This window comes from Anaeromassilibacillus sp. An250 (genome assembly GCF_002159845.1).
Classification (GTDB): domain Bacteria; phylum Bacillota; class Clostridia; order Oscillospirales; family Acutalibacteraceae; genus Anaeromassilibacillus; species Anaeromassilibacillus stercoravium.
In genome coordinates, this window is sequence record NZ_NFJK01000034.1 from 1 (window position 1) to 16,861 (window position 16,861).

Annotated in this window: 5 protein-coding genes and 1 pseudogene; 3 read left to right on the forward strand and 3 right to left on the reverse strand. The window is 56.4% G+C overall.

The window, feature by feature from the left end; all coding sequences use genetic code 11:
• Positions 1–1,992 (forward strand): annotated as a pseudogene (locus B5F54_RS16590) (FIVAR domain-containing protein); the annotation flags it as partial.
• Positions 1,993–2,326: 334 nt separating this feature from the next.
• On the opposite strand, the gene B5F54_RS16595 reads toward B5F54_RS16590, so the two are convergent.
• The 3 genes from B5F54_RS16595 to B5F54_RS16605 form a co-directional block, all read right to left on the reverse strand.
• On the reverse strand, positions 2,327–2,815 hold the full coding sequence (locus B5F54_RS16595) for a hypothetical protein (protein ID WP_087235268.1): 489 nt from the start codon (positions 2,813–2,815) through the stop codon (positions 2,327–2,329).
• 84 nt (positions 2,816–2,899) lie between these two features.
• Positions 2,900–3,577: a hypothetical protein gene (locus B5F54_RS16600; protein WP_087235269.1), complete on the reverse strand. Its 678-nt coding sequence runs from the start codon at positions 3,575–3,577 to the stop codon at positions 2,900–2,902.
• A gap of 169 nt (positions 3,578–3,746) precedes the next feature.
• On the reverse strand, positions 3,747–4,304 hold the full coding sequence (locus B5F54_RS16605) for a TetR/AcrR family transcriptional regulator (RefSeq protein ID WP_087235270.1): 558 nt from the start codon (positions 4,302–4,304) through the stop codon (positions 3,747–3,749).
• Positions 4,305–4,763: 459 nt separating this feature from the next.
• Between B5F54_RS16605 and B5F54_RS16610 the strand changes: the two genes are divergently transcribed.
• The gene (locus tag B5F54_RS16610) at positions 4,764–11,846 is read left to right on the forward strand and encodes a family 16 glycoside hydrolase (RefSeq protein ID WP_172749779.1); all 7,083 of its coding nucleotides are present in this window, start codon (positions 4,764–4,766) and stop codon (positions 11,844–11,846) included.
• A gap of 585 nt (positions 11,847–12,431) precedes the next feature.
• Positions 12,432–16,861: glycoside hydrolase family 3 C-terminal domain-containing protein (locus B5F54_RS18335; RefSeq protein ID WP_087235272.1), on the forward strand; the 4,430-nt coding region annotated here is incomplete at its 3' end.

Consider the following 16,861-nt stretch of genomic DNA (forward strand, 5'->3'; position numbering starts at 1 on the left):
GAGGACGGCATTGCCGGAGAGCTCTCCGAGCCGATCATCTGGAACCCGGAGGGGACGTACCTGACGTACGAAGCAGAGGATGCGGAATTCGACGAAGCATGCTTTGCCAACTCCATCCAGGGCTATTCCGGCACCGGCTATGTGCAGGACAACCGCCCGAACGGCGGCACGGACATCACCTTTACGGTGAATGTGCCGAAGGAAGGCGACTACCTGGTGAGCGCGTTGTACAACAATGGCGGCAACACAACAGACGGTAACTATGCAGCGATCCGTTCGGTGATCGTAGACGGCGAAGACTACGGCACCATGTCGTTCTCGATCACGTTTGAAAATGTATTCTACCGTTCGCCGCGCATGAGAATGCATCTGACCGAAGGCGAACACACCATTACATTTAGTTACAATTACGGCGGCAATAACTACGACCAGAACATGAACATCAACCGGAACAACCTGGCGATGGATCAGCTGATTCTGGAGGACGTCAGCAACACAGCAAGCATACCAACTGAACCGCAGCTGTTGACGGTACAGTGGAGCGGCAACGCATCGATGAGCGTCGAGGGCAATGCAGAGGAGATCATCTCCTCCGATGCAATCTATGGCGCAAAGGTGATGCCGGGTGAAGAGCTGACCTTCACCTTCACCCCGACCAAGGACGGGTTCTCCGGAGCGCAGCTCAACGGCGAGGACATCGAGTTTGCAGCGGACAGCTGCACGTACACCTTCACGATGCCGAACGAGGGCACGACCCTGCGCTTCACGTTCACAAGCGTGGATAAGAGCATCCTGGGAGCTGTCCTGGAGCAGGCCAACGCCGTGCCGCAGGACGTGATCGACGGCCTGGTGCCGGAGGCGAAGGAAATCTTCACCAACGCCCTGACAAATGCACAGACCGTTTATGGCAACGTGAATGCCACCCAGGAAGAGGTCAACGAGGCGTGGAGCGACCTTCTGGATGCGATGCACCTCTTGGAATTCGAAGCGGGCGATAAGGAAACCCTGCTGCCGCTGATCAACATCGCGGAACAGCTGGCGGAGCGTCTGGACGAGTTCAAGCCGGGCACGACCGAGGGCTTCGAGGAAGCGCTCAACGCGGCGAAGGACGTCTATGCCGAGGAGAACCCGCTGAAGGCGGACGTGGACGAGGCATATGACAACCTGCAAGCAGCGATTGAAAAGTTGGAATTCCGTGCGGATATGAGCGCGCTGCAAAGCTTGGTGGACGAAGCGAACACCCTCGACCCGGACGACTACATCCAGGATGAAGCATTCGATACCTTCAAGAGCGTGCTGGCAGAGGCGGAAGAACTGCTCGCGAATGCGAATGCAGACCAGGCCGACGTGGATGCAAAGGCCGAGGCCCTGACGAGAGCGATGGCAGCCCTGCGCAAGATCCCGAGCAGAGATGAGCTGAACAAGCTGATCGCCGAGATGGAGCGGAAGGCTCTGGACGGCTACACCGACCGCAGCGTGGCGGCCTTTAAGGCGGCTTTGAGCGTTGCGAAGACGGTTGCCGCGGACGAGACCGCAGACGGCCAGGCGATTGCAAAGGCATATACCAACCTGGAAGAGGCCGCGAATAACCTGGTCAAGGCGGAGAAGCCGAGCTCGGGTAACAGCGGAAACAGCGGCAAAGGCAGCACGTCTGCCAACGTTGGCAACGCATACGGCGCAGCGGGCGTGGTATCCGCAGCCCAGGGCGTGACCAGCCAGAAGGCGTATGTGGTTTCCGACACGACGGTGAACTTCACCTTGAAGAGAGGCAGCGCATACTGCTTCAAGATGACGGTTGTCAACGGCAACGCTATGACGCCGAGCTTCACGGCCGGCAATGGCGAAGTGCTGAAGACGCAGTTCGTGGCGAAGATCGGCAACGACTACTATTACAGAGTCTATGCCATTGGCACGCCGGGCCAGAGCACGGGCGTTTACACCACCCTGCCGGGCCAGAACGCGGTCAAGCATTGCACAGTTACGATTGCGTAATCGTGGACGAGACATCGAGATAAGAGGGAAGGCTTTTCCCTAATAAACAGCAAGGACCCAATCCTGAGAATCCTCAGGATTGGGTCCTTCTGTGTTTTATTTGTCTATTTTTTGCATGTGGTGGGACTGCGATGGTTGCCTTTATGAAGATTCTTGCCTTGCTTCTGTAGGGCTTCCCATATGGAGCGGAAAACAAACTCTTTTCCGTTTGCTTTCTTAGGGAACGCCGTAGGCGAGAGAGGCACTGTGTGCCCGCCGTAGGCGCGAAAAGACGCCGTGCGTCCGCCGTAGGCGCGAAAGGCACTGTGTGCCCGCAAAAGGTACTGTGTGCCAATCAGGAGGCGTATGAAATCGAACAATTGACAATATCGCTGTCAACAGATTCAGAAACGATGGGGAAAAATACCGTTTCCGGGAGCGCAACGTCGCTCAAAAGGATATTTTGAATGTTTGCCCCGTCGCTTGCTCCAAAAAAGCCCATGTGTTCGGCCTCTTTTGTTACCGTCAGATGGGAGATGGTATATCCATTCCCGTCAAAGCTACCCGTAAAAGGATGGGAGGGACTCCCGATGGGGGTCCATTCCTGCGTTAAGGAAATGTCGTTTTCTAAACGATAATGCCCCGAAAGCGGGTAAACGCTTCCAATGGCGCGCAAATCTTCCTCTGTTTTTACTAAATAGCAGGTTTCTTCCCCAACGCTGGACGTCTGCATCGTGCTGGAGAGCGATGGAGAGACGGAAGAAGAGGGTTCCGCCGGGCGCGAGCTGCACCCAACGAAAAAGATGGTCAAGCCGGCGAGAAAAATCATACAAAGATGCTTCATGGTTGCCCTCCTATAGAAAATGTTTTTTCGGCTAATTATACTTGTTCTTGGCAAGAAAATCAAATGGGAGAAGCGGCCGGCATCTTATTTTTTTGCGGATTGGTTATCCTTTTTCATGGCGAAGAATCCAATCCATACGGTCCACACATAGGCGCAGGTTTTCGGGATCATCAGCATACCAATCATAGGAATGACGTCGCTCCAAAGCACCACCGGAATATAAAACCCAAAACTAAGTGCGATGGTCAGCCACATCCAGCGGAACGCATGGTCATTGTGCTTTTTGGCGCTTTGGTAAAACAACACAATCATAAGCAGCCCTAACAACGCAAAGGGGATGTTGCGGTAGATCCCCCAAGAAAGCGGGGCTTCCGCGCTCAACCACTGGTTCTGCGGCATCATGCACAGGACAATCCGCGCGGCCGACAGGCCATAAACGGCGGCGGTTATTCCGCTTCGCCCAGTCACCTGGTAGCGCGTTCGCCATACATGATAAAGCAGGACATAGAAAATCGTCATGGTGATGGAAGTAATCCACTTGCCGAGGCCCAGAGGTACGGTGTAGTTTTCCAGCCCCGTGGTACAAAGGGCGAGGGCGCGGGGAATCAGATGAAAGGCATCCCCGGCGCCAAGGACCACCGCCATGATTCCAAATAAACGGTACTGTTTGTTCCCCTTGCACCCGCGGATCATCCGGATGCCAATGGTGATTACCAAGATGAGATAGATCGCGTCAAATCCAGTTTCTACAATCGCTTGCATGGGTTACTCTCCTTTATAGGTTCGTTTTGTTTTCGTCAAAACGGCTTTGCCGTAATTGCAGCCGGAACAGGGTGTTTCGCTTGGCTTTCATCGTAGATCGTCCCTACTGAATTCTGAACATCGTTCATTTTGAGGACGGTAATCCCCTCCCATTTTAAGATGGGGCATTTTAATAGAGTGTCCTACGGACAACTTCCAAAACGGCCGAGGAATCGAAATCCTCACGCAACATCGCGGATACGATCAGTGAAAAAAGAATCCCGGCAAACTTCTCTGCCGTAAACCGGCCGTCAAAGGCGTCCGGGCGGATCTTGGAATCCTGTTTTAACACGGAACAGAAGCCGTCTAGAATGTGCCCCCATGCCTGCTGCATCCGTTGTTTTCCTTTTGATTTTTCCTCATGCATAAGACCAAGCGGGTGAAGTGCGAAAAAGCCAGGATATTTTTTACAACCATATTGCATTCGCTCATAGATCCATCGGATACACGCCTGTGTGTCTTCCAATTTTGCCATATCTTCCTGCTGATGAAAAATCTCCCGCCAGACACTTTCGATCGTGGCGCCCATCAGGTCTGCTTTGGAATCAAAATAGTTGTAGATGGAGCCTACCGATACGCCACAGGCCGCAGCCACGGAACGGATACTCACCGCCGACCAACCTTGTTGTTGAATCAGTACCCGGCTGTTTTTTAGGATTTCTTCTTTTGATGTTACTACGGTATTCATAGCCTCACCTCACCGTGAACGATGTTCAGCATAGCGTTCTTGCCCCATTTTGTCAAGCGCTTTTTTGATGCTTTTTATCAGCCATATGCCTCGGGAAAAGGTTCCACATAGGAGGGAACGATTGGCTGCGCTGTGAATAGGGACTCTCTGGCCTGCCAGAGAAAGGGCCAGATTCGCGCATATTGCGCTAAAATTTTAAGGAATAAACCTTAAAAAATTGAACCAAACGGTTAAAAAATTACAAATACTTCCAGCAATATCCGGTGTAGAATTTTGTTATCAACAAAATATTTGCCGGCTGGCGGTTGCGGCGAAGGGGGTATGCAGGAGGATCACCGCCAAAATAGGTTCAATTTTTACCGCCGGTTGAAAGCTTTCTGCGGGCGGTGCAGAATTCATTTGCCACCCGTTTGTAGCGACATCTGTCTGGAACGGCGGGAAATTACGAAGGAGGAGCTTATGAAAAAACGGCTATTTAGTCTCATCCTCTCCTTGGCGATGGTCTTTACCATGCTGGCGCCAGCCGCGTCTGCTGCGCCAAAAGGAGACGGGCCGCTTACGCACCATGGATTGCAGGGCGAATATTACCTAGTCCAGGATACAAGCGGCTATCCGTACACGACCTTAAAGGGGATTTATGTGGACCCGAATATCGCATTTAGCGATACGGAGAGCATGCTCAGCAAGCGCACCGGCGCCAGCGATTGGGCGGGCGCGCGCTGGACAGGCCGCCTCGTGGCCCCGGCTACGGGCGAGTACACCTTCTATTTCTACTCGGACAACGGCGCACGTTTGTACGTAGGAGATATGGAAACCCCCATCATCGACTGGTGGGTCAACCAGTGGGACATCGAGCAGAAGAGCGCCCCGATCCATCTGGAAGAGGGCCAGGCCTATGATTTCAAGATGGACTGGTTCGAGGCGACGGGCGGTTCCCATGTGTATGTGCGCTGGTCGAACGACCAGGGCATGGAAAAGACGGAAATCCCGGCCTCCGCATTTTATCTCCCGGCGGACTTCGCTGGCCCGATTGTGGACGACGTGAATACCGACAATGCCCAGTTGGATAAGGACCAAGGGCTGGGCGGCACCATCACCCTGACCGGTGCGAATTTCGCCGAAGGCGTCGCCGCGGAACTGGTGACGCTGGGCGGTTCTTCCCTGGAACCGCAGGCCGTCATGGAGACGGTTTCGGTGAGCGATACCGAGCTGGTGCTCGGCGTCCCGGAGACCGTAAACCCCGGCGCATACCGCATCCAGCTGAAGCAGGATATGTACATCCAAAACGCGGATGAATACATCCTGGTCACGTCCTCTTCCGGCAGCGAGATCGCCCGCAGCGAACATCCGCGCCCGGACTGGAAGCGCGACAAGTGGATGAACCTCAACGGCGTTTGGGACTTCGAATTTGACCCCGACAAGGTGGGCGAAGACGAAGCGTGGTATGAAGACCGGGATTATGCGCTCAAAATCAATGTCCCGTTCCCGTGGGAATCCCCGGCCAGCGGCATTGAAGACGGCTCCTATCTCGGCACCGCATGGTATGAGCGCACCCTCAACCTGGACGACTCCTGGTTTGCCGAAGGCGAACAGGTCTTCTTGAAGTTCGGCGCGGTCGATTGGTTCTGCACGCTGTATGTCAACGGCGAGAAGGTCGGCGACCACGAGGGCGGCTACACCCCGTTTGAGTTTAACATCACCGACTATGTCCAGGCAGGCGACAACAAGATCACCCTGGAGGTCAACGATGAGGCCTCCTACGGCAAGGATGAATACCCGGCGCTGGTCGGCAAGCAGGGCCACAACGCCCCGTGCGGCTATACCCACACCAGCGGCATCTGGCAGACCGTCTATCTGGAGGGCCGCAGCAGCACCTACATGGATTATGCGCACGCGAATCCGGATATCGACAACTCCACCGTCCAGTTCGACCTGAAGGTCCAGAGCGATGCGGACAAGACCGTCACCGTCGCATACGACTTCCAGAGCGTCCTGTGGGACGATGAAAAGGGCGAAAACATCGAGACCGGTTCCACCATCAGCGGCACGCAGGAGATCACCCTGAAGGCCGGTGAAAATGTGGTTTCCCTGGAGCCCATCGCCATCGAAAATCAGAAACTGTGGAACTACGATTCCCCGAACCTCTATGAGGGCACCATCCGCCTGCTCGACGGCGAGACCGAGCTGGACAACGTCTCCACGTATTTTGGCCAGCGCAAGGTCAGCACCGAAAAGTACGACGGCAGGGACTACGAGTACATCTATGTCAACAACGAGCCGGTCTTCCTCTCCGGTTTGCTGGACCAGGGCTTCTGGGAAGAGGGCGTCTACACCGCCCCCAGCGAGGAAGCGCTGAAATACGACATCAAAGCCATGCGCGACCGCGGTTTCAATATGATCCGCAAGCACCTCAAGATTGAAGACCCGCTGCAATATTGCTGGGCGGACCGCCTGGGCATGTTTGTCTGGCAGGATATGCCGCATGCGACGTATATGAATGCCAAGAGCAACGGCGGCGAAACGCCGGGCCGCGCCGTATACGAGTATGCATTGGAAAACATGCTCAACCGCGATTACAACCATCCGTCCGTCATCGCCGTGATGCTCTTCAATGAGACGTGGGGCATCGACCACAACGGCCAGAAAGCCAGCGACGGCATGACGACCAACGAATGGATCCAGCATCTGTACTATAAGACCAAAGAGATCAACCCGCACCTGTTGGTGGAAGATATGAGCCCGTGCAACAACGACCATATCCAGCCGACCGACCTCAACACCTTCCATATGTATCCGAAGGGGTACCAGGGTTCCAAGAACACGGTCGCAGACCGCGAGCGCAACACCTATCCGGGTTCGGCCAATAACTTCTGGGGCGGCTTCCGCCAGGAAAGCGAGCCCTGGCTGAACAGCGAATTCGGCGGCGTGGCTGCATTCGACGGCGACTATGACGTCTCCTGGTGCTTCAAGTATCAGACCGACATCCAGCGCCAGTATGAGAAGCTGAACGGCTATGTCTATACGGAGCCGTACGACATCGAGTACGAGCGCAACGGCGTTTTGACGTATGACCGCCGCGACAAGATCTTCGGCTATGAAGACGTCGCCTATGGCGGGGACATGAGCATCATCGACCTGAACCAGCCGAATTACGTCGGCGTGGACATCGACCCGGCCCTCAAAGCAGCGCCCGGCAGCCAGTATACGGCCCCGGTCGTCGCGATGAACTGGTCCGGCGAGACGCTGGAGAACCCGGTCCTCAAATGGCGTTTTGACGCGACCGACATCTATGGCAACTACATCACCACGGGCAAGAGCGGCGAGGTCCCGATGGACTTTGCGCCGTATACCCGCGAACAGCACGACATCTCCTTCTCCCTGCCGAGCCAGAAGTGCGTGGGCACGTTCACGGTTTGGATTGAAAACAACGGCGGGAAGATCGCAAAGAACTTTGTCAACGTGATCGTCACCAACGGCAAGGACACCGCCCCGGTCAGCATCCTCACTGAGGACAGCGCCGTCCTTCGCCAGGCTGCGGCGGACTCCAACACCATCCAAAACGGCGTTGGCGCGATCACCTATTCCTACACCCTGCCCGAGGGCATCGGCGCAGACGTCCTGAACAGCATGCGCGTGATCGTGGAAGCCTCCTCTTTGAAGGATGCGTCCACCAACTACGGCATCGACAATTCCGCCTTCTCCCAGACGACGGTGGGCAGCGAGCGGCCCTCCGACATGACCGTTTCCATCAACGGCCATGAGGTCGGCACGGTTTACCTCCCGGACAACCCGAGAGACATCCGCGGCACCCTGACCCTGACGCCCGGCGAGGGCAACGGTTCCAGCGCCGGCAACTACGGCTATCTGGTCAACCTCGACATCCCAGATTCCGTGCTGGAAACCCTCAAGGAAGAGCTGGCACAGGACAGCACCTTCACCGTTTCGTATTCGGTAAAGGAAGACGCAGAGCATGCAAACGGCCTGCGCATCTACAATGAGAACAACGGCCGCTATGCGGTCAACCCGATGGTCATCCTCAACCCGGCGGACATCACCGGCGAGACGGTCACCATGGAGAGCGACAACTACAGCGTGGAGAGCGAAGGCGGCTTCTATGCCCGCTACAACGCAGAAACGAACACCGGCTATAAGGTCGATGTGGCGGAAAACGGCGAAGTCACCCTGTCCAAGGTGGACGGCACCGTGCTCGCAACAGCGGATGCGGACGCCTCCTGCGTGAAGGCGACGTTCTTCGACGACCACATCACGGTCTATGCGAACAACAACCCGGTCCCGGTCATCGATTTGTATGACTACAGCGGCTTCTCCGGCGTTGCGCAGGCAATCGGCGGCACCCTGACGGTCGCCCCGGAAAGCTACGATGTGCTTTCCTCCGGCGATGTGCAGGCGGACGTCCAGTTTGCCGATTCCTTTAACGTTGAAAAGACCTTTGGCGAGCGCTATACTCTCATGAGAGGCGATAAGAACCGCCCGAACGATTCCGAAAAATCCGATGGCGTTTGGAACGGCTCCAACGAGAACAACAACCTCTATATGGAGGCGGATTGGGGTAACAAGGCAATCATCAACAACACCGAGTCCACCGACCTGGTTGCAGAGGCGGACATCACGCTGACCGAGGTCAACCCGGGCACCAACGGCAACATGGGCCTGATCGTCCGCGGCAGCAACTATCTGGAGAATGTAGACGGCGCAGACGGCTACTATGCTGGGCTGGGCGAAGGCTATATCCAGGTTGGCCGGATGCACAACGGCTGGACCGAGCTGGCCAAGGTGGACGCACCGGTCGCGGTCGGTGAAACCCACCGCCTGCGCGTGGTAGCGATCGGTTCGAGAATCCGCGTCTATCTCGACGACGAGACCGAGCCGAGAGTCGATGTATACGACGGCACGTATCCCAGCGGCAGCGTGGCGCTGAGAGGCTTCCGCTGCAAGGGCATCTTTGACGACGTGGTGGTTTCCACCGCCCCGCGCTACGAAGCGGACTTTGAGAACGGCAGCATCGCAGAATGGACCTCTACCGGCGAAGCATGGGCACTGGACGGCGGCGCGATTACCGCTTCCGCAGAAGCAACCGCGCTGGTCGGCAACGCCGGCTGGACTGATTACGAGCTCTCCGCGGACGTTTCCGTGGCAGAGGGCGGCAAGGCGGGCCTGGCGGTTCGCGCAGGCGTCCAGAAGGAGCGCGTCTCCGGCTACTATGTGGCGCTGGACGAAGCGGCTGATACGATCCAGGTGATCCGCTCTATGAGCGGCGTCGAGAACGTCCTCGAAGAGGCCAGCATGGAGGTTGCGGCGGATACTGTTTACAACCTCAAAGCGAGAGTGGTCAACAACACCGTCCGCGTCTATGTGGACGGCAGCGACGAAGCAATCCTCGTTGCAAGGATTAACGAATTTGGCAACGGCAAGGCGGGCCTGTCCGTTTTGAGCGGCACGGCCACCTTCGACAATGTCCAGGTCAAGGACCAGTTCATCTATGAAGAGGACTTCTCCGACGGATGCCTGGACGGCTGGAACATCATCAGCGGCGACTTCTCCGTGCAGGACAACATCCTCACGTTGAAGGACGGAGCGGGCAAAAAGATGGTTGACGGCTACACCACATGGGACGACTATGTGATCCAGGCGAAGGTAAAACTGGACGTTCGCCAGGATGTGAAGTCGAACGCTGGCTATATCTTCCGCTGCTCCGACTTTGACGTGGGACAGGACGACCAGTACGGTTATGTTTCCGGCATCAACTACAATGCAAGGGCAACAACCGGCGAAGAAGCCAGCGGCCTGGAAACTGGCGACATCCAATATGGCTGGCGCCCCATTATGAACGACCACTCCTTCCAGATCGACCCGTCCCAGTGGTACGATTTTGAGGTCAAGGCGATCGGCAACCAGATCACAGTTTCTGTGAACGGCCAGGAATACTACACCGTAGAGGACGACGCATACAGCTATGGTATGATTGGCCTGCGCAACTTCAATTCCGGCCTGCAAGTGCAGGATCTGAAGGTTATCCCGGCGGAAGAGTATCAGCAGGAGGTCCCCAGCGAGCATATGCTGACGGTCACCTTCCCGACCACGGTCGAGCTGAGCATCGACGGCGAGAGCCAGACGATCGCGAACCTGATCGGCGCGTACAAAGACGTCGTGATGGCGGGCACCGAGCTCAACCTGGCCTTTGCACCGAGAGTGGAAGGCCGTGAGATCGCAGGCGTCACCGTGAACGGCGAAGCCATCGCGGAAGACAGCTTTGACGTTTCTGAATATGTCTACAGCGCGGCCATGCCGAACGCGGACACCACGATCGAACTTGGTTTTGTCATCGTAGACAAGCAGGTCCTGCGCTCTACCATTGCCATCGCAGAGGAGCAGGCAGACGAAGCAGAGGCAGCCGTACCGTCCGTCAAGAAGAAGTACGAAGCAGCATTGCAGGCGGCGAAGGACGTCGAGGCGGATAAGACCGCAACGCAGGACGAGATCAACACCGCATGGAGCGACTTGATCGACGCGCTGCACTACCTGAGCTTTGCCGCAGGCGACAAGAGCCAGCTGGAGATCCCGATGGAGATCGCAGAGTCCATCAACCGCGACCTGTTTACGCCGGACAGCCTGAAAGCGCTGGACGAAGCGTATGCGGCGGCGGAAGACCTGCTGGACGATGAAGAAGTCCTGGAAGCGGACATCACCGAAGCGGTGGATGCGCTGTATGACGCCATTTATGGCCTGGTCTACCGCACAGACGTCACCGAGCTGGAAGCGCTGGTCAACAAGGGCGACGGCATTGTTGCAAATGCAGATCAGTACATCCAGAACGACGCATGGACAAGCTTTGAGACCGTCCTGGCCGAAGCAAAGACCGTGCTGGAAGATGCAAACGCAACGCAGGATGCGGTGGATACCGCAGCAGAAGATTTGGCAGCGGCGATCTCCGCCCTGCGCCTGATCCCGGATAAGGATGCGCTGAAAGAGCTGATCGGGGAAGCCGAAGCGATCAACACCAGCAAGTACACAGCGAAGAGCGTGGCAACGATGAAGGCCGCATTGAGCACCGCGAAGGCAGTCCTGAACGACGCAGAAGCGACCGAAGAAGAGGTTGCAGACGCAGTCGAGGCGCTGGAGAACAGCATCGACGGCCTGGTCGAGAAGAACACCTCCACGGGCTCGAAGAACAGCGGCAGCACGTCCGCAAACGTTGGCAATGCATACGGCACCGCGGGCGTCGTATCCGCAAGCCAGAACGTGGCGGCGAGCGCATATGTCGTTTCCGACACGACGGTCGACTTCACTTTGAGAAGAGGCAGCGCATACTGCTTCAAGATGACGGTGGTCAACGGCAACGCCATGACGCCGGGCTTTACCGTCGGCAATGGCGATGTGCTGAAGACGCAGTTCGTGGCGAAGGTTGGCAACGACTACTATTACAGAGTCTATGCCACCGGCACGCCGGGCCAGAGCACGGGCGTTTACACGACCCTGCCGGGCAATGCAGCCGTAAAACATTGCACCGTAACGATTGGCTAAGTCCAACATGACAAAATAGAAGGGAAGGCATCTTCCCTATAAACAAGAAAGGCCCAACCCCGGGAGTTTTCCCAGGGCTGGGCCCTTTTGAGCTTCCCCTGTGGAGCGGAAAGCAAGACGAATAGCAGTTTACTTTCGTAGGGAACGCCGTAGGCGAGAGGGACGCCGTGCGTCCGCCGTAGGCGCGAGAGACGCTGCGCGTCCGCATCCCGACCGGAGGTCCGCGAGAGACGCTGCGCGTCCGCATCCTGACCGAAGGTCCGCAAACATTTCCGTTGTTTTGTCAAAAAAAGCTTCTCTGCTCCAAAATCCCCTAAATAGATACTGGCGATTCATGCAGAAAAAATTTTTTGCATAAAATACACATATGTATTGACATAACCGATGAATTATATTAGGATTATACATAGAGCGAATTGTTCGTTCAATATGATAATATATTGAAATTCCTAAAAGCGCGGAGTGCGGCGCGCTGTACATACCGGCGGAGGGATTCTCCGTACAAAGCAAATAGAAGGGGGGGAAGCGCTGCATCAGATCCGCACAATTTATGAAAAACTCTAAAAAAGAGATGGAGGTCAGAAAATGAGTCGGAGAAGAAAAGGCGTAAGCAAACGAGTGCTTTCAGCGGTTCTTTCGGCTGCAATGGTTGCAACGACGATCCCTGCTATGAGCATTACCGCTAGCGCAGAATCTGCCGAGGGAAATATTGAGCTTTCCCGGCAGGTTGCTGCTGACGGTATGGTCTTGCTGGAAAATAGGGACGAAGCTTTGCCAGTGCAACAAGGCACGACGGTAGCGATGTTCGGCCGTGCTATGATCGACTACACGCGCGGCGGCGGTGGCTCCGGCGCAACGAATGTCGATTACACCCGCAATATCCTGCAAGGGATGCAGATCAAAGAGGAGGAAGGGAAGATTTCCCTGTATCAGCCTCTGGTTGACTTCTACACTGAGCAGGTGACGACGAACGGAATTAAAGATGATGCGCAGATCAATGTCACGGACGAGATGATGGATGCGGCGGCGGCAGCAGCGGACACGGCGGTTGTGACAATCGGCCGGTATTCCTCGGAAGGCAGCGACCGTTCTGCGACCAAGGGCGACTATTACCTCAGCGACGCCGAGACAGAACTCATCACCCGCGTGGCGGCAAAATTTGACAAGGTCATCGTTGTGCTGAACGTCGGCGCTGTGACCGATACCAGCTGGATCGACGAGATCCCGGGCGTGGATGCTGTGCTGGTAGGCTGGCAGGCCGGTATGGAGGGCGGACTTGCGACTGCGGACGTCCTTGTGGGCGACGTGAACCCCTCCGGCAAACTGGTTGATACGTGGGCCAAATCGTATGAGGATTACCCGAGCTCGAAGACGTTCAACGAATCGACCGGCTATGTAAATTACACGGAAGACATCTATGTGGGCTACCGGTATTTTGAGACCTTTGACCCGGATTACGAGAAGGTCAATTATCCGTTTGGCTACGGCCTGTCTTACACGGATTTCAAAATTTCGGAGGTCACCGTAGACTTTGATGGCGACGCCCTCACGGGCACCGCCAATGTTTCGGCAACCGTGACAAACACCGGCGATGTGGCCGGCAAAGAGGTTGTGCAGGTGTATTTCAGCGCGCCGCAGGCAGGCGAGGGCGAAGCAAAGATGAGCAAGCCCGCCAAGGAGCTGGCAGCGTTCGATAAGACGGACCTGCTGGAGCCGGGCGAGTCCGAAACGCTGAACATGTCCTTTGCAATTTCCGACATGTCGAGCTATGACGACATCGGAGAAACCGGACACAAATCCGCCTATGTGATGGAAGCGGGCGACTATGACATCTATGTCGGTGATTCCATCAAAAATGCGGGCGAGCAGGGTGTGCGCGGCACATACAATGTCGCAGAGACGACCGTCACAGAGCAGCTGACCGAAAAGCTGGCGCCGACGCAGCTGCCGGAGCGGCTGATGGCGGACGGGAAATACCACGAGATTGAAGTGGCGCCGGGATTCGATCCGCACCACACGATCGCGGCGGAAGGCCAGACGGTCGTACAGAGCGAAGCCATGATCGGCGGCGATGTGACTGTCGAGAGCTTCTACAACGACGATTTCGAGCGCTTGAGCTGCATCGCCATGATGAATGCAAAGGGCAAATATGCCGAGTATGAACTGACGGTTGAAGAGGCCGGGACATATTCGGTCATGATGCGCTATGCGAATGGTAACGCGGATCTAAGCAACTGCTTCAAAGTCCTGGTGGATGGCGTAGCACAGCCGGGCATCCGCTTTAATGCGCCGCAGACCGGCGACGGCAGTGGAAAGAGCGAGTGGTACAACTTTGCAGACGGCGAGCCGTTCTATGTCTACCTGCCGGAGGGGACGCATACCCTGCGCCTGGTAGCAAACGGCAACAACCCGAACTACGATTACATGGTCTTCGAAAAGAGCGATGTAGAGATCTCGGCCCACCAGCCCGTTTCTGCAACGGAACCGACCAAGATTGAGGCAGAGGACTTTGAGTTCTCCGGCGGCACCAATTCGAACTATGTCCGCACCGAAAGCTTCACAGTAGGCGATTATAACGGCGTGTGCCTTGCCTATATGAACTATGCGGGCAACTGGGTTTCGTATTACCTGGACGCAGAAGAGGCTGGCGAATACGACCTGTACTTCAACGTAGCGAACGGCCGCGCGAGATTTGACTGGGACGTGGGCGTTGATGTGGACGGCACCGGCACAGAAAACGACACCATCTGCGTCCCGCAGACCGGCGACGGCAGTGGGGCGAGCGAGTGGTACAACTTCGAGGATATTGGCCCGGTTACCGTCACACTGCCGGAGGGCGAATGCATCCTGACGTTGACCTGCCCAGAGTCCAGTGCATATCCGAACATCGACTATATCACCGTTGAGAAGCACGAAGCGGTCGAGATCCCGGATGAGCCGTTTGAAACGGTCATTTCCGCAACGGAATCCACCCGGATTGAAGCGGAAAACTACAGCAACACCGGTACAGCTTCGGGCAACCCGGTCCGCACAGAAGACTTCACTGTGGACGAGACAGACAGCACCTGCCTGGCCTTCATGAACTATGCGGGCAATTGGGTTTCCTACAATGTGTACGCGGAAGAGGCCGGCGACTATGACGTACTGTTCAATGTTGCCAATGGGTACGATCCTTTCGATTGGGATTTAGGGATTGATGTGAACGGCGTTGCAGTCGAAAACGATATCGTTTCCCTCGAGCAGACCGGTGACGGCAGCGGAGAGGGCGAATGGTACAACTTTGTGGACGTTGGCCCGGTCACCATCCCGCTGGAGCAGGGCAATAACATTGTGACGTTCCGCTGCAGCGCAACCAACGCCTATCCGAACATCGACTACATCACCTTCACGAAGGCGGATGCAGCGGCAGCCCCCGCTGCTATGCGCGCAAGAGCATTCTCCGCGAAGGCGGTTGCAGAAGATCCGGAAGAAGACAGCAAGATTATGCTCCTGGATGTCTATGAGGCGCGTCAGGAAGGCGTCGACTTGATGGACGAATTCCTTGACCAGATCTCGGATGACCAGTTGATCGACATGATGGGCGGCCAGCCGAACACCGGCGTTGCGAACACCGGCGGCATGGGCAACCTGATGGAATATGGCATCCCGAATATCATGACGGCAGACGGCCCGCAGGGCATCCGCATCGGCGTCAACTGCACCGCATGGCCGATCGGCACATTGCAGGCATGCACTTGGGACGTTGAGCTTGTAGAAAAGGTCGGCAAGGCGGCCGCTGTGGAAGCGCGCACCAATGGCATCGACATTTGGCTCGCACCCGGCATGAACATCCACAGAGACCCGCTCTGCGGACGTAACTTCGAGTATTATTCCGAAGATCCGCTGGTGGCAGGCAAGATGGCTGCGGCGCTCACAAAGGGCTGCCAGTCCGAAGACGTCGCCATCTCCCTGAAGCACTTTGCGGCGAACAACAAAGAGACGAACCGCTCCAGCAGCGACTCCCGCGCATCGGAGCGTGCACTGCGCGAAATCTATCTCAAGGGCTTTGAGATTGCAGTCAAAGAGGCCGATCCGTGGACGATCATGTCCTCTTACAACCTGATCAACGGCACGGAAACGTCTGAAAACGCCGAGCTGCTCACGGACATCCTGCGCGGCGAGTGGGGCTTCAACGGCCTGGTAGAAACCGACTGGGGCAACAACTCCAACCACGCCTTCGAGCTGAAGGCGGGCAACGACGTCAAGATGTCCAGCGGTTCCCCGTCCACGCTGCAGAACGCGCTTGACCGGGGCTTCATCACTCGCGACGATCTGGAAAGAAGCGCAGAGAGACTGATGAACCTGATTATGAAGGTCAACACCTTCCAGAATAAGATCGTCAACCCGATCACCGTAGACATCGGCGACAATACCACCTTTAAGGCGGCAGAAAACATCCTGTGGTCTGAGACCGTAAGAGCAGAGGCCACCTCTGACGTAGACGGCGGCAACAACCTCGGCTACTGCGATGCAGGCGCGTGGGCGGAATACCACATCAATGTTTTGACGTCGGGCAGCTACAACCTCTCCGCACGTACGGCATCTTCGGCCGGTTCCGGTGCGTTTAACGTGCTGGTGGACGGCGAGACGGTTGCAAGCTTTGACGTGCCTAACACGGGCGCATATCAGAACTGGGTAACCCAGGGCCCGCAGCAGATCAACCTCGAGGCTGGCGAGCACACCATGCGGATTGAATGGACCGAGAGCGGCTCCAACCTCAACTGGCTGCTGTTCGAGCGCACCGGCGAGCTGGCAACCGAACATGCACTCACCGTTACCTTCCCGGCAACAGTGGAACTGAGCGTGGGCGGCGAGAGCCAGACGATTGCAAACCTGCTTGGCAAATACACAGCCAATGTGATGGGCGGAGATGCCCTTGACCTGACCTTTGCACCGAGAGTGGAAGGCCGCGAGATCGCAGGCGTCACCGTGAACAGCGAAGCCATTGCGGAAGACAGCTTTGACGCTGCCGAGTA